The sequence below is a fragment of the Paenibacillus sp. V4I3 genome (genome assembly GCF_030817215.1).
Lineage (GTDB): Bacteria > Bacillota > Bacilli > Paenibacillales > NBRC-103111 > Paenibacillus_E.
The window spans coordinates 2,207,311-2,230,506 of record NZ_JAUSZA010000001.1; the positions used below are offsets into that span (position 1 = coordinate 2,207,311).

Here is a 23,196-nt window from a genome sequence, read left to right on the forward strand (position 1 = left end):
CCAAATTTTATTTCGCTATAAATCGACAGTTCCTGTATTTTTTTGAATTTGAATTTTTTGATATACTCGGGGGAGATTAATCAATTTTAACGGCCAGAAAAATGGGGAAATAAAGTGGAGGAAAGTAATTTGAAACAAATTGAAGGCTATATAGACGTCCCCGGAGGCAGGGTTTGGTATACGCGAATTGGTGAAGGCAATAAAACGCCTCTTGTTGTCCTGCACGGTGGACCTGGTAATACACATGATCCGCTAAAATCTATTCTTAACGTCTTGGCTGACGAGAGGCCAGTCATTTTCTATGATCAGCTTGGTTCTGGGAATTCAGATAGACCAACGGATCCATTATTGTGGAGAACGGAACGGTTCATCGATGAGTTAATAGGCATTAGGGAAGCGCTCGATTTGAAAGAGGTTCATCTTTTGGGCCATTCGTGGGGAACCATGCTGGCAGCGTCCTACTTAATAGACCGCAAGCCTTTGGGTGTTCGCAGCGTTATTTTATCAAGTCCATGTCTCAGTGCGGAGCGTTGGAAAAAAGATGCGGACCATTTCTTGGCTAATTTACCTGAGGATGTTCAACTCACTATTAAGCGTAATGAGGAACAAGCTACAACGGATTCAGAAGAGTATCAAACAGCCATGGAAGAATACTACAAGAGGCATGTGTGCAGACTGGACCCTCTGCCTTCAATCATTGCTGAGAGCCGTGCAAAAGCCAATAAAGACGTTTATATGACGATGTGGGGACCTTCTGAATTCAGTCCGCAAGGCAACCTGAAAACATACGATTGCACACCACAGCTCCATGAAATCCAAATACCCACGCTCTTCGTTTGTGGGCGTTATGACGAAGCTTCTCCAGAGTCGACCCATTATTATCAATCTCTTGTCCCGGCGTCTGAGCTTCATGTCTTCGAACATAGCTCTCATGTGAGTTACTTAGAAGAAACCCATGAATATGTTAGGATTGTCCGTGGTTTTTTGAGTAAAGAGGAGTGAATTAGCAGCTTGAGGTGACAATTAGGCAGAAGTGCACATACAATGTCCTAGGGTTGGGAGGGGTGTTTGAAGAATGCCTTCAATTGTTAATGGTGCCATCAAGATCAACAGTGTCGCCTCGGGTTCAAATGTCCAGATTGGAGATACTTTCGTTATTTATCTCTCAAGTAATTCGAAAATCTTCTCAGGGGCAAACTCATTTTCCCCTGGGGATAGTTTTGGAAGTGTCCAGAGTGTTCTAAATGGCAGCTCCAATACCATAGATCCGGATATTGTCGATACGCCCAATACGAATATTTAAATAGTTCTTGGTTAAAGCAAAAAGCCCATGAATCTTCCTGGGCTTTTTGGCTTTGACAGATGGTAATTTTGCTTATTTACATCCACATGATTTTCCTGTTCCTTTTCTTTTGGAAGTTGTTGGAGGCGGACTCTTTTTTGCAACAGGCTTGCGATTCATTTTGTTTCCTGAAGCACATAACCTTGTTAACTCACTCAGGCGTGCACCCCGACACTGGGCCGGATGAAAGGTCACATTTGTTCTGGGGACTGTTGCATTCATAAAGTTAGATGTAATTAAATCATGTGCCGGATCATTAGGATCTCGATTGGGACTAGGATCAATAGAACGTCCAGTTGTACGGTTGAAAAATAAGGCATGTCCTATTTCGTGGGCTAAAATAAAGCTGTTTGGCCGACTTATTCCGTTAGTAAGAAGAATAGAGGGAGAGGGTCCTGTTATTCCTGTGCGGCTTGTATGACAACCTACTGTTCTTCCAACACCATCACTAAACGTATCTCCACCCAGATAATACACAACAATATCAAGCCTAGTGCTCCCTGCTGGGCGAATTCGAATCAGGTTTTGTGCTTTTTGTGATTGCTGTAGATTTCTGCAAGAAAGCTCTTTATCACGAAATCTAAACGATTCGCTGGTGATACGGAAAACGCCTCGTAAACGAATGGTTACGCCGCAATTCGTAAATATCCTATTCGCTGTTGCAACATCATTATTGATCACAGCTGTATTCACAGTGGATCCAGGAGTAATAATAGCATACACATTTACGCAAAAGGGCATCGAAGGGCGAACCCTTTTTGCTTTTGTTTCCTGATTAATTGCCCTGGGTAGCGAGCGTCCTTTTTGTGGCTTAGAAACTCTTTTAATAGTCAATATAATTCCTCCCTCTCTCAATCTCATATAATTTATTCTGACGAGATTAAAAGAGTAAGGGACAATTGAGCATAATATAATAACCATTCATAGAATAGACGCGTGTTTGATATAAACAACTCAAATTAACATTAATACCCTGACATAATGCTGTCAGGGTATTTGCAGTATGATAAAGGTAACACTTGAAGTTACGCAAGAACAGTAGATAAGGAGACGATATCTATGACTCATCCCGCACTAGAAATGTACGATTACCACGTATGGGCGAACCAAACCATGCTGAATCGATTAAAAGAACTTCCACAGGACGTATACAATAAGGAGATTCAAAGCGTTTTTCCTTCGATATCGAAGGCGATTGCTCATATTTACCTGGTGGATGCGTGCTGGTTAGACATTATTTCCGGTAAAAGCATGAAGGAAGCAATGGCCGATTCAGCCCAATTGACTGCTGGCGTGGAGTCAAAAGGCATTGAGGAAATGGAGAAGATGTACGTCCAGATATCAGAGCGGTTTAAGACGTTTTTGAACCAACAGGAAAATATGGAAAAGAGGATTATGGTCGATAACCCATATGCGGGACAGCGTGATACCAGCTTATCTGAAATGGTTCTGCAGGTCGTCAATCACGCAACTTATCACCGCGGTAATATTACGGCTATGCTGCGTCAAATGGGGCATGCATCTGTGATGACCGAGTATGCGCTTTATTGGTACTCCTAAACATAAAACGGCTCTGTCGCAGTGGATGCGAACAGGGCCGTTTTGAGCTAATAGCCTTAATTCATGGATTTTCCTTCAGTGAAAATTTGGAATGTTATACCGAATTTGTCGGTTACCTCTCCAAAAGCAGGGCTAAAAAAAGTCTCTTGGAGCGGCATCTTTACTTGACCGCCTTGCTGCAAGGCTTCATAAAACTGTTTTGATTTTTCCGCGTCTTTGGTTGTAATACAGATTGTAACGTTATCGCCCTTTTGAAGGGGTTTACCCGGAAATGTATCGGAAAACATAAGGTTGGATTCACCAACTTGCAGCATCGCGTGTCCCACGAGTTCCTTGGCTTCTGCCGGTAATGGAAAATCAGGGTTCGCTGGCATCTCACCGAAAGATTGAGTAAAAAGAACTTTGGCTTCTAATGCTTTTTCGTAAAATTGAATAGCTTCCTTTGCAGTACCGTCCATTACTAGATAAGGGGTTAATCTCACTGACATTATTATTGCCTCCTTGGTTTTCACACTAAAATAGGTTACCTCTTATTATTACCATATTTCCGCCAAAAAATAAAGAACATATGTTTGTATTTACGAAAGTTTTACGATTTCATCTGCATCTCGATAAAGTTGCCCTCCTTCATGATTTTCCCTCATGTCGAAAATAAGCGTCCTATACTATAATAAAATAGATGAAGTCCGTAAGTCCGTATTCTCACAACACGAAAGGTGATGGAGACACCAATGAACAAGTCTCGAATGTGGTCGCCCATTCAAAAAATATTCCATTCGTTCTCATTAAAACAAAGAATATGGCTTACCTTTGTCGTTCTGATCACCTTAGGTCTTATGGCAACGGGCAGTATTGCGTATTTGATAGCTTCAAAGGAGATTCAGCGTAATGCCCTGCAGTCTAGTCAAGATACCGTTAATCAGTCGGCGCAAATCGTGAATGAACGGTTGAAGAACATTGGTATTGCCATAAGAGCGCTGATGTTCAGCGATGCCTTCAAACAATTAATGAAAGATGTACAAGCTAATGATAGATCTAGCTACTATAAGTCATTAACCTCATTGCAGTATGTCTTTTCCCAGGTAAAATTCAACGATTCTATGATTGATAGCATTCTGATTGCCACACCGATCGGGGATTTTTATCCGACCTCCAGTGTGAGGAACACGGCGAATTCATTTTATAAATCGGAGATGTATGAGCACTTCAAGCAATTGAATCGTGGTTTCTGGAGTCCAGGTCATGTCGATCCATTTTTTACTGGCAAGCAAAGGGTGATATCACTCGTTACAGAAGGCGTAGGCGAAGACTCTTTTTTGGTTTATGAACCGACCAATGTATACGTCGTAGTAAATGTGAAAGAAGATGACCTGCGGGATCTCTTTATGGAAAACTTAACCAAAACGAACAAACAATATTATTTCATTGATGCCAAAGGAGAAGATGTGAATTACGCGGATAGGACGAGTACAGACCATTTCATTCAAAAGCCCGCATTTTTTGAGCAATTGAGCGATCAAATGAAAGGTTCTTTTTTCTACACGAATGATAAAAAGGACTATTTAGTTAATTATTCACGACTGGAAGTAAAGGACGATTGGATGATTGTCAGTGTTCAAGCGAAGTATGACCTGTTGGCCAAATTAAATGGGATTAAAAGAGCGACTACCTATGTGATTATTGGCTTTATTATTTTATCGCTATTCATAACGAATAATTTAACCTATCTGCTTTTAAAACCGCTGTACAGACTTCAAAAGTTGATGAAGCGAGTAGAAGAGAATGATCTTTCTGTTCGTTTTGAAAGCGTTTATAAGGATGAGGTATCCCAGGTAGGATTCCGTTTTAACCGGATGCTGGACGAAATCAAACAGCTGATTGAAGACGTGAAGAACCGTGAGCGTGATAAACGGAAGGCTGAAATTAAAGCGCTATCGGCCCAGATGGACCCTCATTTTTTCTATAATACGTTGAATACCATTTACTGCAAATCGGTTTTGGGCGAAAACGACGACGTGAACGAAATGATACTGGCTTTATCGCAAATGTTTCAATTAAGCCTTAGCGGTGGGCGCGATCTGATTACACTGGGGGATGAATTGGAGCATGTTCGTCAGTATTTGGCCATTCAGCAAAGGTCCTATGAGAATTTGTTCGTGTGCCAATTCGAGGTGGAACCGGAGCTGCTCACATGCTTGGTGCCGAAGATTATGATTCAACCACTCGTTGAAAACTGCATTTTACACGGATTTAAAGATATAACTTCGGGTGGGGATATTCTGATAAGCGCTCAAGCCGAAGAGGACTGGCTGCATATAACGGTGGAAGACAACGGGCATGGGCTAGTGCCTGAGAAGCTCCTTCAGGGTATTGTTCACCCGACAACGTCCAAGCATGGCTACGCGCTGCGCAATATTTATACCCGTTTACAGTTGTATTTTGGCGGTCAACAGCGAATGGAGATTACCAATAACGACTTAGGGGGAGCACGGATTGAACTATGGATCCCTAGCTATGAAGGAGAGGAGGACTTCCATGAACATGAACCGACTGGTTAAATTATGTGTCGTTGATGATATCCGAAGCGTTGTGGACATGATTACGAAGAAGATCCCTTGGCACGAGCACGGCATCGAAATCGCGGGAAGCGCAACGAATGGTGAGGAAGGGTTGTCTGTCATTCGTGAAAGCTTACCAGATATTATTCTAACCGATATTCGGATGCCTAAGATGGACGGATTAGAGATGACACGCAGTATATTAGAGGTGCTGCCTAACAGTAAGGTCATTATTTTAAGTGCTTATACGGATTTTGATTATGCACAAAAAGCCATTCAATATGGCGCGCTTGATTATGTGAAAAAACCTTTCTCCGTCGACCAAATCGTGAAAGCCGTTGTGAAAGCCAAAGAAGTATGGGAGCAGGAAAATCTTAGCCGCACACACGTGCTTGGGCTTCAGAAGAAGATCAAAGAAAGTATGCCAGCCCTGCGGCAGGAATACTTATCTCTACTCGTCCATCATCAAACCAGTGAAGCGGAATTGGCAAGATTATCAGACTTCCTGGACATTAATGAGTTGAATCCTCCCTTTGCGGTGATGACGATCCAGATCGATCAGTTCACGGACAAATACGGCGAGGTCCCTGTTAAGGAGATTGAGCTTGCGCGGTTCTCTCTGCAAAATATCGTGGAGGAGACGATTTCTTTCTACACGACGGCTGTCGTGTTCAGGGAAGCGTTTAATCGATACATTTGCATTTTGAATATGGAGTCGGACGAGCCTCTGGTTGAAATTGCGGATCATTGCTGTGCGAATATCGCGAGACATACCAAGTTCACGATTTCAATTGGCATCGGTCAGAGAGTAAGTGCGGTGCAGGAGCTTCCGAAAAGCTATCAACAATCGTTAAGCGCATTGTCTTATCACTTCTATACAGGCGGCAATGGTGCGTTCAGTTACAACGCCGATTCGCCAGAGCTCCCCGTGGAGTGGATTTATACCGAGGATAGCGAAAATGAGTTTCTGTTCGCTTTCCGTTCAGGTAATCTCGATAAATGTGTGGAGTGGGCGAAGGGCATTTTCAACGAGATGGGCAAAGCGTCTGTCTTACCTGAGCCTGGTGTCGTCGAACGTTTGCTGCAAGGACTGGTGCTACGGATGTTGCGGGTTCTATTGGAAAAATTTCCTCGGGTGAGTATGGTCGATTTCGAGTCGAAAGTCCATGAAATTAGAGGTGAGAGCGGTGCGGATCTGCAAGAGTATCGAGAATGGTTTGTTCAATTGTGCGATATCGGCTGCCGCATGATTAATCAGGAGAGAGCGAGCGAGTCGCAGAAAATCATCTATCGCTCTGCGGAGTACATCAAATCGAATCTTCATTTGGATTTGACCTTGGAACATTGTGCGAAACAGGCTAACTTAAGCTGGGGATATTATTCGAATTTGTTCAAGAAGGTGACCGGAACTGCCTTCCAGCAGTTCGTTACCATAGCGAAGATAGAACGGGCGAAATCAATGCTCATTGAAGACTACCAAGTGCAGGAAATCGCGCAGCAGCTCGGTTATGAGCATAGGCGGTATTTCAGTGAAGTATTCAAGAAACAAACAGGCCTGACGCCGACTGAATTTAAAGATATGTCTCTGGGCAAGTCCTCGAAGCCGTGAGGGCTTGCCTTTTTTTTTATTGAATACAGTAAAATGTAGAAATATCTGCCCTTGTTCATGAGTTGACCTCATTATCAGAATGAACGAATTCTTTTAGTATAAAAGTGTAAACAAAAGCATTTCCAGAACGATACAAAGTGTTCGTAAACAAAAGGGAGGATTACAAATGATAAAAAGAATTGGGACGGTCACTTTAAGCGTTTTACTGGCAGGCAGTTTGGCAGCATGCGGCAGCAACAATGCGGCAACTAGCCCGGCAGCATCCACCAAGGCATCTGAACAACCTGCTAGCTCAGCTCCTGTGAAGAAAGATAAGACGAAGCTTACTTATTGGACGGGTGACCGTCATGATATGGATTATATTAAAGGTGTTGTGCAGAAGTTTAACGAAACGAATGGCGAGAACATTGAAGTCGAAATGGTTGTGAAGACGGAAGATTTCAACCAAGCGATTGATTTGGCCTTCGCTTCCGGACAGGCACCTGATATCATCCGCGTGAAGGAAAACACGATCCAACCTTTTGCGCAAAAAGGATATTTGAAGCCAATTGATTCCTATTTAGATGATGCGATTAAGAAGAAATTCCCAGTCATTGATGATTTCAACCGGATTGATGGGAAAATGTACAGCTTACCGAACTATGGTTCAACACTGAGACTTGTTTACAATAAAGAGCTTTTTGCCAAAGCGGGCATTGCTGCTCCTCCGAAAACATTGAAAGAAATGGTCGAGGATGCGAAGAAAATTACGGCTGTAGGTAAAGCTTCCGGCTCTTATGGTTTTGCTCAAAACTTCAAAAGCCCGGAAAGCGCACTAGGTCGTTCGGCAAGAGTTATTGCTGAAACGAGCGGTTACGGCGGACTTGGCTTTGATTTCAAAACCGCGAAGTTTGATTTCACAGGATTCAAAGATGTTATTTCATCGTTCAAACAGATGGTAGATGACGGCAGTACGCTGCCAGGTATGGAATCGCTGGATATTGACCCGCTGCGTGCGCAATTCGCAGAAGGCAAAATCGGGATGTACATCTCATTCTCATCGGAACCAGGCGTGTATGCGAATCAGTTTCCAGCCAAAATCGAATGGGCAGCTGCACCGGTTCCAACGATCGATGGCACGATTAAAGGCGCTACCTCCTTCTTGGGCGGGCAATGGTTAGCCTTAAGCAACACAACCAAAAATGCAGACCAAGCTTGGAAGTTCATGGCGTACATGTATAATGACGAAGTTTTGAAAACGTATCATGAAAAAGGCTTCGGTCTATCCATGGTGCCATCTGTTTCTTCCGTAGCAAAGAAACCGGAAATCAAAGGTATTGATGGCTTCCTTCCAGTTGGAAACGACGGCACTTGGCCGTTGCAACCTACCGTAACTGTTGAAGGTATGAAAAAAGATGATGCTTTTTTCAAATACATGATCAGTGGTGGGAACTTGGATCAAATTATTCAAGATCTGAACAAGCGCTACAATGATGCTCTCGATAAAGCTGTAGCTAAAGGCTCAGTGAAGGTGCAGCCTAATCCAAGCTTCGATCCGATGAAGCTGATGATGAAATAATAGCTATTGATACGGCGAGAGTGGAGTGAATAGCTCCACTCTCGCTCTCTAAGTATAGATATTACAGGAGGGAACGGGATGAACAGGACACGCCAGATCGGGTTTTCATATTTATTTTTATTTCCAAGTTTTCTACTGACCATGGTGCTGGGCGTCTATCCGATTGCTTGGGCTATTCGATATATGTTTTATGACTACAAAGGGTTCGGGGAAGCGTCATTTATTGGGTTTGATAATTTCAGGAGGCTTTGGCAGGACACGGAGTATTGGCACTCAGTCTTGAATACATTCATTTATGCAGGCGGTAAATTAATCATAACTTTGCCATTATGCTTGGTTCTAGCCGTTATTCTGAATCAAAAGCTGCGCGGCCGCAATTGGCTGAGAGCCATCTATTTCATGCCGACAATTATAAGTTCATCTGTCATGGCTGTCGTATTTTTCATTATTTTCAACTCCTATAACGGCATTCTCAATCAATATTTGCTGAAGTTTAACATCATCTCCGAAAGAATCGATTGGCTCGGTCCCAAAAACGCCCTGTTTACGACGATCATCATCGCTGTATGGGGTGCGGTAGGCAACTACATGCTGCTGTTCCTTGCCGGTCTTCAAAATATCCCGAACGATGTGTATGAAAGCTCGTCGCTGGACGGCGCCAATAAATGGCAGCAATTCTGGTGCTTAACCATTCCAATGTTAGGGCCAGTGCTGCAAATCGTGATCATGCTGGCCATTATTAATTCGCTTAAAGGGTACGAGAGCATTATGGTGTTGACCGAAGGCGGCCCGGTAGGAAAGACGGAAGTGATGTATTTGTACGTGTATAAGCTTTTCTTTCCGACACCTTCAGGGACACTTGTGGACCAACAATTCGGCTACGGAAGTGCCGTTGGATTCGTTACAGCCGTCATTGTAGGCATCATCACACTAGCTTATCACGCGATGTCTAGACGTCTGAACAATCTTCAATGAGGGAGGATGCTGGGAAAATGGAAGTTACTGAAACGTTATCGAATGTACGGATAAATAAACAAACCCAGCCATTTTCATTTGCGAGAATAGGCGGGAGAGTACTGCTCTGGATCTTTTTACTGGTAACAGCCTTACTGATTGTGTTTCCTATTGTTGTGACTTTTCTTGGCTCCTTTATGTCCAATATCGAGATTACGAAAGGCGGGAAGATTTTCCCATCCTCCTGGCAATTCGTGAATTACAAAGAAGCTTGGGTGCAAGCCAATTTCGCTCGGTTTACATGGAATAGTCTATTTCTGAGCGGAGCAACAACGATAGGTACACTGATCGTAGCATCGATGGCCGCTTATGTAGTTGACCGGATTAAATTCCCGGGCAAAGCCATTTTCGTCGCGATTCAGGCATCTACCATGTTCATATCGATAGGCGCTGTTGTCATCCGACCACAATTTGAGCTTATGGTCAAGCTCCACCTGCACACGAATTTATGGGGTGTCGTCCTCATTCTGGTGAGTGGCCACGCGTATATTTTCTTTATTTTACTGAGCTTTTTACAAGGTATTTCCCGGGAATTAGATGAGGCTGCGCGTATAGATGGCTGCTCGAACGGCGGGATATTTTGGCGAATTATTTTACCTTTGATGCGTCCGGGATTGGGTGTAGGGGCACTGTTTACTTTTTGCGGAGCTTGGAATGAATATTTACGTCCATTAGTATTTACGATGACAAATCCCAAGCTGCAAACATTAACCGTTGGATTATCCTATCTTCGGTATGGGGCATCGGCTGCGGTTCAAACGCATTATATGCTGGCAGGAGCTTGTTTATCGATCTTACCGCTGCTTGTCGTGTATATGATCGCGAATAAATCGTTTATGCAGATGACAGCTGGTTCACTGAAAGGCTAGGAGGGGCAGACACTAATATGGATAAAAAACGTCAAGAGCAACTCCGCACAAACGCGGGTAAACCAGAGTTTAGTGAAGCGATGGCTTTCCTGCGGCAAGAAGTGGATGAGGCATCGCTGATTACTTATGAGATCAAGTCGGATGAGCAGGGGCAGTGGACGCATTATTATCATTGTCATGAGGATGGCACTCGATTGACATTTAATTGGGATACGCCACTTAACCATCGTTGCCCAACATGCAGCAAGGAATGTACGGGTGAACCTTTCGATTCCGCATGGACGTCGATTGCGCATTCGAAGATCGGTCGCGCGGTTTACCATATTGCTTTGTTGTACGCCATAGAACCCGATAAGCATCACTTAGATGTGGTGAAATCCTATCTAATGACTTATGCGAGTCATTATGGTACGTATCGTATCCATGGTGATATTCCGTATAACGGTCCAGGTAAATTGTTTGCCCAAACGCTGGATGAAGCTCATTGGATCACGGATCTTGCTCTGGGATTTGATGTCATTAAAGAGCATTTAACGCCTCAAGAAGTGGCTCACATTGGCAGTGGCTTGCTTAAGCCGTGTGCACGGTTTCTAATTGAACACAAAGAAAAGCAAATTCATAATCACTCCGTGTTGATTACATCGGCAATAGCCTCTATTGGCTTGCTACTTCATGATAACGAGATAATGCAGTTGGGACTCGAAGGAGAATACGGCCTGCTGGATCAAATCAGTCGCGGGATTTTTGAGGACGGTTTATGGTACGAAGGCAATGTTCAATATCACTTCTACGCATTCAAATCGATGCTGCATTATGCGTTGATTGCGGAAGGCACGGAGTGGGAGCTTTGGCATCACAAGGCTTTGAAAAGCATGTTTGATTTCCCGCTGTATCTCCTGTTACCAAATGGCGTCATGCCGATACTTAACGATGCGGGTCCGGGTGACCATATGGGCACCTATGCCCCTTATTATGAAATTGCTTTGGATATTTACGGGAATGACATGTACCGTTCACTCCTGCATACGGCCTATGGAACGGAGTGGGCAGATCAGCAATTTACTGGGGTGAACCACGTTAAAAGGGATTCCGTATATGCCTTGATGTTTGGTCAGGAGCTGAGTACTTCGAATGATGAGAGGGGCGTTTCCCTATGGGATACAGCTCATCATACCCGGTCCTTAACGTCTAGCGGCTTGACCAAATTGGTGAATGCAAAAGGGTGGCAGGTTATCCTCAAGCATAGCCGGTTCGGCGGTGAGCACGATCATATGGACCGGCTTGGGTTATCCGTTGTGCGCGGAACGGTTCCTTTGTTGATCGACCCGGGTACAACGGCTTACGGCATCCCGGCGCACTATGGTTGGTTTAAACATACTTATTCGCATAATACGGTAAGTCTGAACGGGGCCGATCAGCCACCACGTGATGGGCGGATTGTTCAGCTCGTTGAGGAGAACTGGGGCGTATGGGCGGAGACGGCTGTTGATTGGCTGTCTGAGGATTACCAGATGAAAGAGAGAATCATCCTGCCTCGTGAGCTTAGCCCATGGGATGATAAGGCCTTTAAGGGCGCTGTTATCCGAAGAATTAACGTGCTTATGGGGGATCAGCTATTGGATATCGTTAGCGTAACTGTTCCTGATACACGAGAAGTTCATCTGACGAATCATTTTAGCGGTAAAATGAGACAGGATTCTCTTGTCCGGTGGGAGTCGACGGATGAGCAGCTGAGCAAGCTTGATCAGAAGTGGCTGAAAGACAAACAAAAGCTGGTATCTGGCGCGCGTTCCTTTTGCTATGAGATGCAAGCAGGAATGTTAGAGCAGCATATCTGGTGTTCGAAGACGTCGGATATTTTCACAGCGTTATCGCCGGATAATCCACTGACTGTGGACCGAACATCACTGATTCAACGAGTCACCGTTGAGGGTAAAGTCCTGTTTGTGCAGGTGCTTAGTTATGACCCGGATCATGGAGAACGATTGAAAGCTGCCAACTCGGCTGATCTTGTTGTTGTTGAGCTGCAAGACGATACGTATCGGATTGAGTTGCAAACGCTGGAAGATCAGCCTGTTTTTTCTGTGGATTTAAGCGGAGGGAAGGCTACGCTCAGCAAGATGGATAAAGAAAGACAATAATCGATTGCATCGCCAAATGTCCTAAGTCGAGGCTATAACAATTGAAGTTATCAAGACATTGGAAGTATGTTCTTGTTGTAAAAAGTGCAACAATTGCGTCTCTATCATGCTTTTCTCCCTGTTTTGTTGCAGAAACTACAACTCCAACATGCAAAATGGGCCTTGGGAGTGGGAAATGTTGCAGAAAATACAACTTCGACATCCTCTGATGCTGACACCCATCTACTTCTACTTTTCCTACTTCTAGTTTAGCCTCGGCCGCTGAACAACTTTTCAACCGGAATTTAGAGTTTCCAGTTTCCTATCCAAAATTAACAATAAAGCCCCTTGTCGGGTAAAGGTGTGAATGATTATGCGAAATCGATTATCATTTCTTAGTCTTTGGTCGATCAATGACGCTCTAAATCTGGAAGAACTGAAAGCTGGGCTCGATGAGCTTCGTCTTGCAGGAGTAGAGGGCGTCATTTTTCATCCGAGATTTTATCCGAATACGCCCGTTTATATGAGTGAATCGTATTTGAACATCATATCTGACTTAATTATCTACGCGAAGACTAGGGGGATGATCTTCTGGATTTATGATGAAAATGGTTGGCCTTCCGGTACGGCAGGCGGTGAAGTCATGAAGAGACTTCCGAATTCAACATGTAATTGGGTCGAATGGGTTTCAGATCAGGACGAGCATGGAGGCCGAATCGCGTTTGGCTCGAAATTGGCGGTCTCCTCCTTAGATCCGGTAGCCACGTACACATTTATTGATATCACTTATGATGGTTATCGCAAAGGGTTATCCGCTGAAGCGTTCGACTATGTGACTGGCTTCTTCTCTGACGAGGTTGCATTTCTCGATGGGCATGGCATCACGGTCAAAACAGGCGCAATTCCTTGGGATGATCGGTTCGCGCAGCAATATGAAGCGAAATACGGGGAAGCGCTGCTTCCTTTATTGTCGCTTCTGTTTATCGAAGGAGAAGGCTATGAGCGCTTCCGTGTCCGCTACTGGGAGCTGTTGACAGACGCGATCCTTGCAGGTTTCTATCATCCAGTGGCAGATTGGTGCGAAACCTATGGCAAGAAATTTACAGCTCATCTTAAAGCGGAGGAAAGTCCATTCTTTCAGCTCTCTTATAGTGGCTCTTGCTTTCAGGTGCTAAAAGCGGTTGAAACGCCGGCCATCGATGCTTTGGAGCGTTACCCAGGGAACAATTACTATCCACGGATCGTTCACTCTGTTGCTATGCAGCAGGGACGGAGTGCTTCTCTCGTTGAAGCCATGGGCGGTAGCGGTTGGGGTGTTTCCCCTGAATCCTTCACGAATTATGTCATGTGGCTGGCGAATCACGGTATTGAGCAATTCGTGCTTCATTTAAATCAACTAAAGCTGAATACGAAAGCCATTCAAGACTGGCCGCCGTCTATGCCCAGCCATGTGACGTGGAAAGATGCCTTTCCAGCGCTGCTGGCATCGCTCCAAGATCAAGCAGCGTTGCTGCCTGATTTGAAGGCGAAACCAGATGTCTTGATCGTTACGCCAACTCGCGGCATTATGGCAACTTTCGACCCAAAAGACACAATGCAAATGAATGAACACGATGGCTCCAACATTCCGAGATCAGCCTCCGGTATCATCAATGAGAAGCTGCTGGCGCTAGTGGAAGCTTGTTATGCGTCTGGGATTCATTACGAATTATCCGAGGAGCGGGTGATCGAGGAAGATGGTATCCTCATGAATGGCACTCTACGGATCGGGAAGCGTGACTATGATCATGTGCTAGTGGCTGATGGCTGCAGATGGAACGATACGGGGATGGAGGATAAGCTGCGCTCAGCAGGCATCCTTATTTATGGTTCGGACAACTGGCAAGAGCTGTTGCCAAGTAGTAGAGTACCTGAGGTGTCGAGCGAAAAGGAAGGTTCTCGTCCGCTGCAGACACCTTGGATGGTTCAACCACCACAGAGAAATCAAATCTATGTAGAGTTTCAAGATCAGCTAGATGGTAAATTAACGGCAGAATTGTCCTTGGAACAGCCGGTGAAGATCAGCGGTATGTCGCTCTTTTTACACGATCTGGTGCAGGAGGTTCGGATTAACGGACAAATGCTTACGATCGTTCCTCAGCATGGCGGTTTTGAAGTCAATGTGCCAGAGATTGTTTTTGCCATAGCAAGCAAGCTAACCATCGGGGTTTCTCCGCTAGAGGGAGGGGAAGGTTGTCCAATTGCTTTTCTGCGCGGCCAATTTGCAGTAATCAGTCAAGATGAGCCGGTGGAAAAGGATGAACATCAGTGGATGCTGAAGGGAGCATTTAAGCTAGTTCCCATGCCCGCATCTATTGACGGGGCTAACCTCATTTCAGCCGGTTTTCCGTTTGCTGGCTTACCGATCACCGTGAGCAAAACGATTCAGATGGATGAAAAAGGCATCACGACCTTGCAGTTAACTGATGTTAAGGCCGCTGCAGCGCATGTTTGGTTGGCGGGTGAAGAGCTGGGATGGTGCTGGGGACCAGACTTTCAAGTTCCGATTCCGAAGGGGCTGGCTGCAGGTTCTTACGAACTAAAGGTTAATCTTTATCCCAGCACATTCAACATGTATGGCCCGCATCGCCACATCGACGGAGATCGATACTTGACTAGTCCTGACCAATATAAAGGAATCAAAAATTTTGCAGATCGCGCGGATGCTCCAGAGCTAACCAAGGTGATAGAGTCGCATTTCGTCAAATGGGGCATTTCGGGTGATGTGCGGCTTATCCATCAGAAATGAGTATGATAATATGACGATTGCAGATCCAAACTCGTATCTGGCCGATAGGGTGGAGGCGTGCAAACGCCACGGGCCTGATAACCAAACGATAATCTAACGGATGTATTGACACAGCGAGAATATCCAATTCAAAGAGGGAATCTACTGATAGAACGAGAAAATGACCCGCTAAGGCTGTTGGCCTATAAGTGGGTCATTTTTTGTCGAATATATAAACTTTTTATCCGAAATAATGTAGCATTTCCACTGGTTTTCAGCTAGACTGAAGGAAGCTATTTACGAATATCATGTTAAATTGGGGTGGCAGCATGGCTAAAAAAGGTTTATCAATAGGGAAAAAGGCAGCATCATTTCGACTAGATTCTACACAAGGTATTAAAGGACTGGAAGATTTCAAGGGCAAGCCGCTAGTTATTATTTTCTTGCGTGGAACATGGTGCCATAATTGCCAGAAACAGATGCCAGAGTTAAATGAGTATTATGAACGTTTTTTGGAAAAGGGCATCAATCTCATTGCCATCGCTGGACAAAAGCTAGCCAACATCAAAGATTATGTGAACGCCAACGGCATCAAATTCCCCATTCTTTCGGACGAAACGAGAGAAGTCATAAAGTCTTATGAGGTTTTCACACCAATTAAATGGGACTCATTCCGAATTGCGATTCCAAGCACTTATATTATTGATGAGCATCAAACCATTCGCTATTCCTATATTGGTGAGAACCAAGCGGACCGACCAACTGCGAAGGAAATTTTAGAAGTGATTGATACCCTTTCTATTGTCTCTGATCAAGATAACTCGATTCAAGAGGAGCTTCCAGTTTTCTTAGCGAATATGAAATCCACCCTTCAACACGTGAATACTTCTGCTGCCTATGTGACGAAGAGTATAGAGAACAATTTACATAATATTGAAGGACTTAAGAAAGCTTCTCTAGGTAATTATGAGCAATTAGAGGAGTTTGTGAGCGATTATGAGAAAAAGTCTGAGGAATTAAACCAGTATAGTCATCAACTGAACACAACATCCAATGAATTCATGGATATTCAACAGTTGAATCAACAACTTAGTCATAACATTCAAACGACACGCGGATTGATGGATGAATTAATTAGTATGACTCTTGTCGTTAATGAGATGAGTGAGGTCATCTCCAAAATTTCCCGACAAACCAAAATTCTAGCGCTAAATGCATCCATTGAAGCTGCTCGTGCAGGCGAGCATGGCAAAGGCTTCGCCGTTGTCGCCCAGGAAGTGAGCAAACTGGCTCATGGAACGGAGGAGTCGGCAGGTAACATCACAGCGCAGCTGCAAGCGATTGATGAGAAAATTAATGAAAGCTTCTCGTCTTTCTCTACGTTTGAAGAAACGATGAATACGGTTAGAGAACGAATTTCCGTAAACTCAGCCCATATCCTTACCATATCGGATGGAGTTAAAGTGATCGCCAATGACACGCTGCAGCTAGGTGCCGAACTGAACCACATCAAGGATAGCCAGCACCAAGCGCAAATTGATCTGAGTGAAATTCAAGAAGTTGAAACGACGATAAATAGTGAAGTAAGTGAGATCTTACAGGATATGCACTATCATGTGGATCAATTGAATGCTTTGGATGAGAGAACGAAAAAGACGAAATAATGATCTCCAGAATAATCGGAAAACCTTTTCATGTACGCATTCTAGCGTATTTTGAAATGTGCATAGGCCTTTCTTGATGGCAATGTCATCAAGAAAGGCCTATGTTTACTTTCCCTTGTTTCTATGCCTGTTCGGATTTAAGCCTTATAACAAAACGGGCTGCCCCAGTTCCACGGATTTGTAACCCGCTAAGGCGACAGCGGTTGAACGTAATCCATCTTCCCCGGTGATCGGCACCTGTTCGCCATTCAGCAGCGCATGAACGAATGATCTTATCAAGTAATCATCCATGGAGTCACCCCAGAAATTCCATACGCCCTTTCCATTTTCCATACTATATAGCTCGTTTTTTTGAGCAAAACCATCAATCGAAATGGTGCCTTTCGTACCGATGATCGTCATCGTCACATCTCCCCAGGTAGGGAATGACGGGTTCCGCGACCAGCTTGTGTCTAAGACGCCAAACACCCCACTTACGAACTTGACATGAATCATACCAGCATCATCGATATCCAGATTATCGTTAAATAAAGTGGCTGAATATGCGTATACTTCTTTCACTTCGGATTTGGTAATCCAATTCATCAAGTCCATGACGTGTACGGTATGGTCCAACAAAGCTCCGCCACCGGATAACTCCGATTGGAGGAACCAACCTGAAGGAAGTGAACCGCGATTGGTACCCTTAATGGCTACGATATCGCCGATCTCTCCCTGTTCGACCGCTTCCTTCGCTTTAATAACCGAAGCCAAATACCGGCATGGAAAAGCAGTCATAAGCTGAACTCCGTTTTCCTTACAAGCGGAAATCATGGCTTCCATTTCGGAGACGGAAATGCCAAGCGGCTTTTCGCATAGCACGTGTTTACCGGATCTTGCAGCCGCTATCGTTATCTCTGCGTGATGGGCATTTTCTGAGCAAATGACAACTGCGTCAAGATCTGTAGCGAGCAAATCCTTATAATTTTCATAATATTGCAAGCCATAATTGGTTGTTACTTCCTCAACTCGGCCTTTGATTTCGTCCGCGATACCAACGATTTCGACATTCGACATGGCCCTGAGCGAATTCAAATAAGAGTATGCATGGCCGTGAGCAAAACTGATCATACCTGCTTTTAACTTCTTCATGTTGTCTCCTCCCCGAGCTTTGAGCTCAGCTGCAGTTGAACAGACTTTCCTGTCCGTACCGATTCCAGCGCAGCCATTGTAATTTCCAACGCTTTATAAGCATCACTAGCCGTTACGATGGATTCGCTTCCATCTCGAATGCATTGAATGAAATGAGCTATCTCCAAGTCATAGGGGCTAGAGAATCCTGGGCTTTGTGGAACTTCTGCGAAACGTCTGTCTTCTGAATCGGAAGGGGCCTTGCAGATTTGCAGAGAACTGCTTTTTTGGCTGTCGCTGCGTATGATGCCTTTGCTGCCCGCAATTTCCACGGCGGTTTGGAAGGGGCCTTGATATCCCCAAAATGCTTCCAGATTGGCAACTGCTCCATTTTCAAAAAGAAGAGTGACCAGTGCGTAGTCGATGTCATTTACGCGTTGATTCAAGCCATATACCGACTTAACTTCACCGACCGCCCAACGTAAAAAGTCAATATCGTGTATCATGAGATCGGCAATGACGCCGCCGCTTTTATCCGCTTCGTAGAACCAAGGTCTGAGATTCCCAGGATGTGAGCCTATCCGTTTGGCATGAACTACGCCGACTCGGCCTAACTTCCCCTCATCGATGGCTTGTTTCATTTGCACATATTCGGGAAAAAAACGAACAACGTGTCCGACAAAAAGATGAACGCCATTTTGTTCGCAGCATTGGATCATAGCTTCTGCATCTTCTAAATTAAGCGCAAGCGGTTTTTCACAAATCACATGTTTACCGGCTTCTGCCGCTTTCAACGTATATTCTTTATGTAAGAAGCTTGGCAATGTCACACTGACGACATCGAAATCAGTCTCTTCCAGCATGGCTTCAAAGGAATTAAAAGCAGGTGCACCTGATTTCGTGGATAGTTCTTGTGCTAGCTCGATATCAATATCGCAGACGCCAACTAGCTTCACATCAGGCATGTTAACGTAACTGAGAGCGTGTACATTTCCCATCCCCCCGCAACCGACAATGGCTACTTTCATGCAAACTCACTCCTCACTTTGATGTATAATTACTTCTAACTAAGTTATATCATATGCGTATTACTGGTTACCGTATATGCGGACATTTATTCTTTTTATATCCATATTAGTGCTGATTGAAAGTGCGGTGATTGATATCTATGGAAATTTTTAAAGAGCCGATCCCCTATCAAAACTCGTCGTTATGTATGAAGGTGTGGAGATTTAGCCAGTCGGGGAAAGAACAGAAGGACGTGAATCCCTGGCATTACCATAAAGAGGTTGAGTTCATTTTGGTTGAAGAAGGGACTCACGAAATTCAGACGCCTAATCACATCTACTCGCTTAATGCCGGGGATGTGGTGGTTATCGGTTCTTCCCAACTGCACAGAGGGCGAAAGATCAGCGACCAGGATCTCGTCTACATCGTGCTGCACATAGATCTTCAGCCTTATTTCGACCCGGCTATGATGATGTATTATAGGCATTTTTTGGAAATATTTCATCCTTTAGAAGAATTGAATTACATTTTCCGGGAAAACGAACAGGTGAAGAAGGAAATTGGCATGATCATCAAGGATACACATAGTGAGGTTATGGAGAAAAATAAAGGCTATGAAATCGCAGTCAGCATGCATATCAAGCATCTGCTCTTGCTGCTGCTTCGCTATGACAACCGGGAGTTGCTAACGACGCATGTCAATGTGGATGCCGATGCTGATATCATTCGATCGCTTGTAGCTTATGTGGACGACCATTTGACAGAGAAAATAGATATGGGAGCGGTGAGTCAAATCGCCGGTATGAGTTATTCTTATTTCTCGAAATATTTCAAAAAAAAGATGGGATCATCGTTTACCGATTACGTCAATCAAAAGCGTATTTCCAAAGCAGAGCGTATGCTCATTACCGAAACCCGTAGTGTGGGCGAAATTGCCGAATCTGTTGGGATAGAGAATATGGCCCATTTCTACGAGTTGTTTAAACGATTCAAAGGATGTACACCTAAACAATATCTTCGCAAAATGAGTGTGGACAGCCAAATCGTTACATAAATTCGGTTAGTGAATCGCTCCGAGGGAGAGATCGCTTTTTCATATATAAAGGTTGTTGAATATGTTACTATGATGAAAGACTCAGCCTTTGAATATAAAGGAGCCTACATCATGATTACCGTGACTGGTATCAAATTCATCAAGTCATTTTAAAGACCCAACGTTATCGTTCTTTTTGGTAAATTGCAGGTCAATAACCGAATGAAGCAGTAGGAATATAAGGACACATTGAAGACTTGTCTTTATTGTATTCGCTTCATACAATGGGAGTAAAGGTAACAACACTATAGGTTAGGAGAGCTGCATGATGCGTTTTAAAGATGTGTTTTCGATCATCGGACCATCTATGATCGGTCCATCAAGCTCTCATACCGCAGGAGCGGTCCGGCTGGGTCGTGTCGCCAGACAACTGCTTGGCGAACAGCCGAAGAAGGTTGAAATCACACTATACGGTTCTTTCGCGGATACCTACCGGGGACATGGAACCGATTTGGCGCTCATTGGCGGTCTACTGGATTATGAAACCGATGATCCGCGTATTCCTACTGCTGCTGAAGAGGCTGAAGCGCTTGGAGTGGAGATTGCCTTCCTTACAAGTAAAGATAAAGCTGATCATCCCAACACCGTTCGATTCCTTCTTTCATCCGATACACGGGAATTGAGTATGACGGGAGCATCGATCGGCGGAGGCAATGTTGAGATTGTTAATGTGAATCAATTTGATGTGAAATTTACTGCGGTATATCCTACGCTAGTTATTTCCCATCATGATCGTCCAGGGATGATTGCAGATATTACCGCCATATTGGGGCGCAGCGAAATCAATATTGGTTTCATGGATTTGGATCGGAAAGGCCGCGATCGGGAAGCGATGACAGTCATCGAAACGGATGTATCGATTCCGGATTCGCTTATACAAGAGCTTAAGGATTTAAGTATGATATACGAAATAAAAAAAGTGGACCTCGCAGAAAGAGGCGAATAAATGAGATTCCGGACATTGAAACAATTAACGGAAGTATGTGCTTCCGAAGGATTAACCATTGCAGAAGTCATGCTTGCTGATCAAAGCCAAGAATCGGGTAAATCGCCTGAGTATGTCTTTGAAAAGATGCGGGCGTATTACCAAATCATGAAAGAAGCCGTCGCCAAAGGATTGACAGAAGATACAACATCCCGAAGCGGGTTGACGGGGAAAGACGCTCAACGTGTTGCGAACTATATGACAACGACAGAAGCGTCTTTAGGCGAAGAAGCCTGCAAAGCGATGGCGTATGCACTCGCCGTTTCAGAAGTTAACGCTTCCATGGGACGAATCATCGCCACGCCGACGGCTGGCTCCTGCGGGATTATTCCAGGTGTTTTCATCAGCAGTCAGCAGCGATTTGGATGGGATGACGACCATATGGTCAATGGCTTGTTAAGCGCTGGCGCCATCGGTTATGTCATCGCCAACAACTCCTTCGTCTCCGGTGCAGAAGGTGGATGCCAGGCTGAAGTTGGGTCCGCCATTGGTATGGCAGCAGGTGCGCTCGTGGAGCTTCGCGGCGGTACGCCTGAACAGGCGATGCACGCAGTGGGGCTTGCGCTGAAGAACACCTTGGGGCTCATATGCGACCCCGTTGGCGGTTTGGTTGAGATTCCATGTATTGTCCGTAATGGTTTTGGGGCGGTTAATGCCATGGCAGCAGCCGACATGGCTTTGGCCGGTGTCAGATCCGTCATCCCTTCGGATGAAGTCGTTCAAGTGATGTATGAAGTAGGTACAGCAATGCCAGAGAAACACCGGGAGACAGCCAAAGGTGGCTTAGCTCAGACACCGACAGGCCAACAAATCATGAAAGAGCTGAATCTGGGTAAGAAGCAGCGGTAGTAATCAAGTCTGTGGGTGAGGTTCACCTGCGGTTTTTTTTTGTGTTGAAAATGTGGATTTCGGTCTTTGTGGATTAACTCCGTAACAATGAAAAACATGCTTAAATTCATCCGATTTGGCCCAATCTGACAAGGAATGCTGCTGAGACGATGTATTTCATCGCTAAAGTGTTTGGAACCCTGTAATCAGATACATGTTGTAGGCTTTTTTCATGTTTGTTTTTACAAAAATTTGGCATCCTAACAGCATCACATGACAAGGGGTTTATTGGATGACTTTGATGATGCGGAAAATCGTCTTTAGTTTGTTGCTGGCCAGCACATTTTCTATACTTAGCGGATGCTCCCAGAAATCAAAAATTGAGCAGCAGGGTATTAAGGAACATTCGAACCTTGCCATAGAGCGTGAGACCGATAATAGAATGTCGGACTGGAATTTAACGAGCAGCGATGCGGAGCTGTATATAGGGGATTTGGGGGTAGATCAGCTCTATACAAGCAACCAGGTGAGGAGCTTGGAGACTGGGAGTTCGAAGCAGGCACTCTTACCTAACGGCTTCCCCTTGATTCAGGCATTCCCCAATCCCTCCATCGTCCCCAAACAAGGAAGCTATGTAGAGAACTTGATAGATACGGCCATCAGTTACCTGGGGACACCTTATGTATATGGTTCTAACAGATTGGAGCCCTCTTCGTTTGACTGCTCTGATTTCACACGTTGGGTGTATTTGAGTGCACTTGGAATGGATTTGCCTTGGGATGCTAGAAATCAAGCCGCTTATGTAGAAGCCTTATCAAAACGCACGTATCGTGATATAAGTAAGGCCCGGCGGGGAGATTTATTATTCTTTACGAGTTTTCGAGGTAATCGGGCAGCGGATTACGCAGGATTGGATGCTTCCCAGAAGCCCATTAGTCATATGGGAATTTATTTAGGGGATGGGAAGATCATTCATTGTGCTTCGAAGAAAACGGGCGGGGTTCGGATTGATAAGATTGTTGAGAATCATTTTCATTTGCAGTACCGCTTTATATTGGGCGGCGGGATACTGGATTAGCAAATAAATGACCCACTACAAGGCCAATTAGCC

The 23,196-nt window shown here is 44.6% G+C and carries 19 protein-coding genes; 15 read left to right on the forward strand and 4 right to left on the reverse strand.

The features are described from left to right. The first annotated feature begins 129 nt into the window (after window positions 1-129). Together QFZ77_RS10270 and QFZ77_RS10275 are read left to right on the forward strand one after the other, a co-directional pair. Entirely contained in the window at window positions 130-1,002 is an 873-nt protein-coding gene (locus QFZ77_RS10270; RefSeq protein ID WP_307439089.1) for a proline iminopeptidase-family hydrolase, read from the forward strand. Window positions 1,003-1,075: 73 nt separating this feature from the next. Next, window positions 1,076-1,303 (forward strand): spore germination protein, encoded by a 228-nt coding sequence (locus tag QFZ77_RS10275; RefSeq protein ID WP_307439091.1) that lies wholly within the window; start codon window positions 1,076-1,078, stop codon window positions 1,301-1,303. A 72-nt stretch (window positions 1,304-1,375) separates the two neighbouring features. Here QFZ77_RS10275 and QFZ77_RS10280 read toward each other — a convergent pair whose 3' ends face one another. Continuing rightward, the gene (locus QFZ77_RS10280) at window positions 1,376-2,176 is read right to left on the reverse strand and encodes a hypothetical protein (RefSeq protein ID WP_307439093.1); all 801 of its coding nucleotides are present in this window, start codon (window positions 2,174-2,176) and stop codon (window positions 1,376-1,378) included. Between the two features lie 225 nt (window positions 2,177-2,401). On the opposite strand from QFZ77_RS10280, the gene QFZ77_RS10285 reads away from it, so the two are divergent. Further along, window positions 2,402-2,902: a DinB family protein gene (locus tag QFZ77_RS10285; RefSeq protein ID WP_307439095.1), complete on the forward strand. Its 501-nt coding sequence runs from the start codon at window positions 2,402-2,404 to the stop codon at window positions 2,900-2,902. 56 nt (window positions 2,903-2,958) lie between these two features. Here the strand turns inward: QFZ77_RS10285 and QFZ77_RS10290 are convergent, their stop codons facing one another. Further along, a complete protein-coding gene (locus QFZ77_RS10290) occupies window positions 2,959-3,390 on the reverse strand; it encodes a VOC family protein (RefSeq protein WP_307439098.1) in 432 nt (143 codons plus the stop codon). 243 nt (window positions 3,391-3,633) lie between these two features. Between QFZ77_RS10290 and QFZ77_RS10295 the strand changes: the two genes are divergently transcribed. From QFZ77_RS10295 to QFZ77_RS10330, 8 genes are all read left to right on the forward strand, one after another. Then, entirely contained in the window at window positions 3,634-5,460 is a 1,827-nt protein-coding gene (locus QFZ77_RS10295; RefSeq protein WP_307439099.1) for a sensor histidine kinase, read from the forward strand. Then, window positions 5,438-7,069, forward strand: coding sequence for a response regulator (locus tag QFZ77_RS10300; protein ID WP_307439101.1), 1,632 nt, complete (start codon window positions 5,438-5,440; stop codon window positions 7,067-7,069). Before QFZ77_RS10295 ends, QFZ77_RS10300 begins: the two co-directional genes overlap by 23 nt. Window positions 7,070-7,235: 166 nt before the next feature. Next, window positions 7,236-8,627 (forward strand): ABC transporter substrate-binding protein, encoded by a 1,392-nt coding sequence (locus tag QFZ77_RS10305; RefSeq protein ID WP_307439104.1) that lies wholly within the window; start codon window positions 7,236-7,238, stop codon window positions 8,625-8,627. Window positions 8,628-8,705: 78 nt separating this feature from the next. Next, window positions 8,706-9,602 (forward strand): carbohydrate ABC transporter permease, encoded by an 897-nt coding sequence (locus QFZ77_RS10310; RefSeq protein WP_307439106.1) that lies wholly within the window; start codon window positions 8,706-8,708, stop codon window positions 9,600-9,602. 17 nt (window positions 9,603-9,619) lie between these two features. Then, on the forward strand, window positions 9,620-10,510 hold the full coding sequence (locus tag QFZ77_RS10315; protein ID WP_307439108.1) for a carbohydrate ABC transporter permease: 891 nt from the start codon (window positions 9,620-9,622) through the stop codon (window positions 10,508-10,510). A 17-nt stretch (window positions 10,511-10,527) separates the two neighbouring features. Continuing rightward, window positions 10,528-12,651, forward strand: a complete 2,124-nt coding sequence (locus QFZ77_RS10320; RefSeq protein ID WP_307439111.1) for a heparinase II/III domain-containing protein — start codon at window positions 10,528-10,530, stop codon at window positions 12,649-12,651. Between the two features lie 352 nt (window positions 12,652-13,003). Next, entirely contained in the window at window positions 13,004-15,418 is a 2,415-nt protein-coding gene (locus QFZ77_RS10325; RefSeq protein ID WP_307439113.1) for a hypothetical protein, read from the forward strand. A gap of 308 nt (window positions 15,419-15,726) precedes the next feature. Then, complete coding sequence (locus QFZ77_RS10330; RefSeq protein WP_307439115.1) at window positions 15,727-17,061, forward strand: redoxin domain-containing protein; 1,335 nt, start codon at window positions 15,727-15,729, stop codon at window positions 17,059-17,061. 144 nt (window positions 17,062-17,205) lie between these two features. On the opposite strand, the gene QFZ77_RS10335 is transcribed toward QFZ77_RS10330, so the two are convergent. Together QFZ77_RS10335 and QFZ77_RS10340 are read right to left on the reverse strand one after the other, a co-directional pair. Then, window positions 17,206-18,192: a Gfo/Idh/MocA family protein gene (locus QFZ77_RS10335; protein WP_307439117.1), complete on the reverse strand. Its 987-nt coding sequence runs from the start codon at window positions 18,190-18,192 to the stop codon at window positions 17,206-17,208. Next, the gene (locus QFZ77_RS10340) at window positions 18,189-19,199 is read right to left on the reverse strand and encodes a Gfo/Idh/MocA family protein (protein ID WP_307439119.1); all 1,011 of its coding nucleotides are present in this window, start codon (window positions 19,197-19,199) and stop codon (window positions 18,189-18,191) included. Before QFZ77_RS10340 ends, QFZ77_RS10335 begins: the two co-directional genes overlap by 4 nt. 140 nt (window positions 19,200-19,339) lie before the next feature. On the opposite strand from QFZ77_RS10340, the gene QFZ77_RS10345 reads away from it, so the two are divergent. The 4 genes from QFZ77_RS10345 to QFZ77_RS10360 all read left to right on the forward strand — a co-directional run bounded on the left by QFZ77_RS10345 (window position 19,340) and on the right by QFZ77_RS10360 (window position 23,163). Further along, entirely contained in the window at window positions 19,340-20,233 is an 894-nt protein-coding gene (locus tag QFZ77_RS10345; protein WP_307439122.1) for a helix-turn-helix domain-containing protein, read from the forward strand. Window positions 20,234-20,540: 307 nt separating this feature from the next. Continuing rightward, on the forward strand, window positions 20,541-21,218 hold the full coding sequence (gene sdaAB, locus QFZ77_RS10350) for an L-serine ammonia-lyase, iron-sulfur-dependent subunit beta (RefSeq protein WP_307449393.1): 678 nt from the start codon (window positions 20,541-20,543) through the stop codon (window positions 21,216-21,218). After that, entirely contained in the window at window positions 21,219-22,106 is an 888-nt protein-coding gene (sdaAA, locus tag QFZ77_RS10355) for an L-serine ammonia-lyase, iron-sulfur-dependent, subunit alpha (protein WP_307439123.1), read from the forward strand. 271 nt (window positions 22,107-22,377) lie between these two features. Further along, window positions 22,378-23,163, forward strand: a complete 786-nt coding sequence (locus tag QFZ77_RS10360; protein WP_307439125.1) for a C40 family peptidase — start codon at window positions 22,378-22,380, stop codon at window positions 23,161-23,163. The last annotated feature ends 33 nt before the right edge of the window (window positions 23,164-23,196 follow it).

Coding starts and splice junctions, on each gene's coding strand:
- QFZ77_RS10315 (WP_307439108.1), top strand. CDS start 9,620: ATGGAAGTTACTGAAACGTTATCGAATGTACGGATAAATAAACAAACC.
- QFZ77_RS10320 (WP_307439111.1), top strand. CDS start 10,528: ATGGATAAAAAACGTCAAGAGCAACTCCGCACAAACGCGGGTAAACCA.
- QFZ77_RS10345 (WP_307439122.1), top strand. CDS start 19,340: ATGGAAATTTTTAAAGAGCCGATCCCCTATCAAAACTCGTCGTTATGT.
- QFZ77_RS10340 (WP_307439119.1), bottom strand. CDS start 19,199: ATGAAAGTAGCCATTGTCGGTTGCGGGGGGATGGGAAATGTACACGCT.
- sdaAB (WP_307449393.1), top strand. CDS start 20,541: ATGCGTTTTAAAGATGTGTTTTCGATCATCGGACCATCTATGATCGGT.
- QFZ77_RS10335 (WP_307439117.1), bottom strand. CDS start 18,192: ATGAAGAAGTTAAAAGCAGGTATGATCAGTTTTGCTCACGGCCATGCA.
- QFZ77_RS10300 (WP_307439101.1), top strand. CDS start 5,438: ATGAACATGAACCGACTGGTTAAATTATGTGTCGTTGATGATATCCGA.
- QFZ77_RS10285 (WP_307439095.1), top strand. CDS start 2,402: ATGACTCATCCCGCACTAGAAATGTACGATTACCACGTATGGGCGAAC.
- QFZ77_RS10360 (WP_307439125.1), top strand. CDS start 22,378: ATGACTTTGATGATGCGGAAAATCGTCTTTAGTTTGTTGCTGGCCAGC.
- sdaAA (WP_307439123.1), top strand. CDS start 21,219: ATGAGATTCCGGACATTGAAACAATTAACGGAAGTATGTGCTTCCGAA.
- QFZ77_RS10305 (WP_307439104.1), top strand. CDS start 7,236: ATGATAAAAAGAATTGGGACGGTCACTTTAAGCGTTTTACTGGCAGGC.
- QFZ77_RS10310 (WP_307439106.1), top strand. CDS start 8,706: ATGAACAGGACACGCCAGATCGGGTTTTCATATTTATTTTTATTTCCA.
- QFZ77_RS10325 (WP_307439113.1), top strand. CDS start 13,004: ATGCGAAATCGATTATCATTTCTTAGTCTTTGGTCGATCAATGACGCT.
- QFZ77_RS10295 (WP_307439099.1), top strand. CDS start 3,634: ATGAACAAGTCTCGAATGTGGTCGCCCATTCAAAAAATATTCCATTCG.
- QFZ77_RS10275 (WP_307439091.1), top strand. CDS start 1,076: ATGCCTTCAATTGTTAATGGTGCCATCAAGATCAACAGTGTCGCCTCG.
- QFZ77_RS10330 (WP_307439115.1), top strand. CDS start 15,727: ATGGCTAAAAAAGGTTTATCAATAGGGAAAAAGGCAGCATCATTTCGA.
- QFZ77_RS10290 (WP_307439098.1), bottom strand. CDS start 3,390: ATGTCAGTGAGATTAACCCCTTATCTAGTAATGGACGGTACTGCAAAG.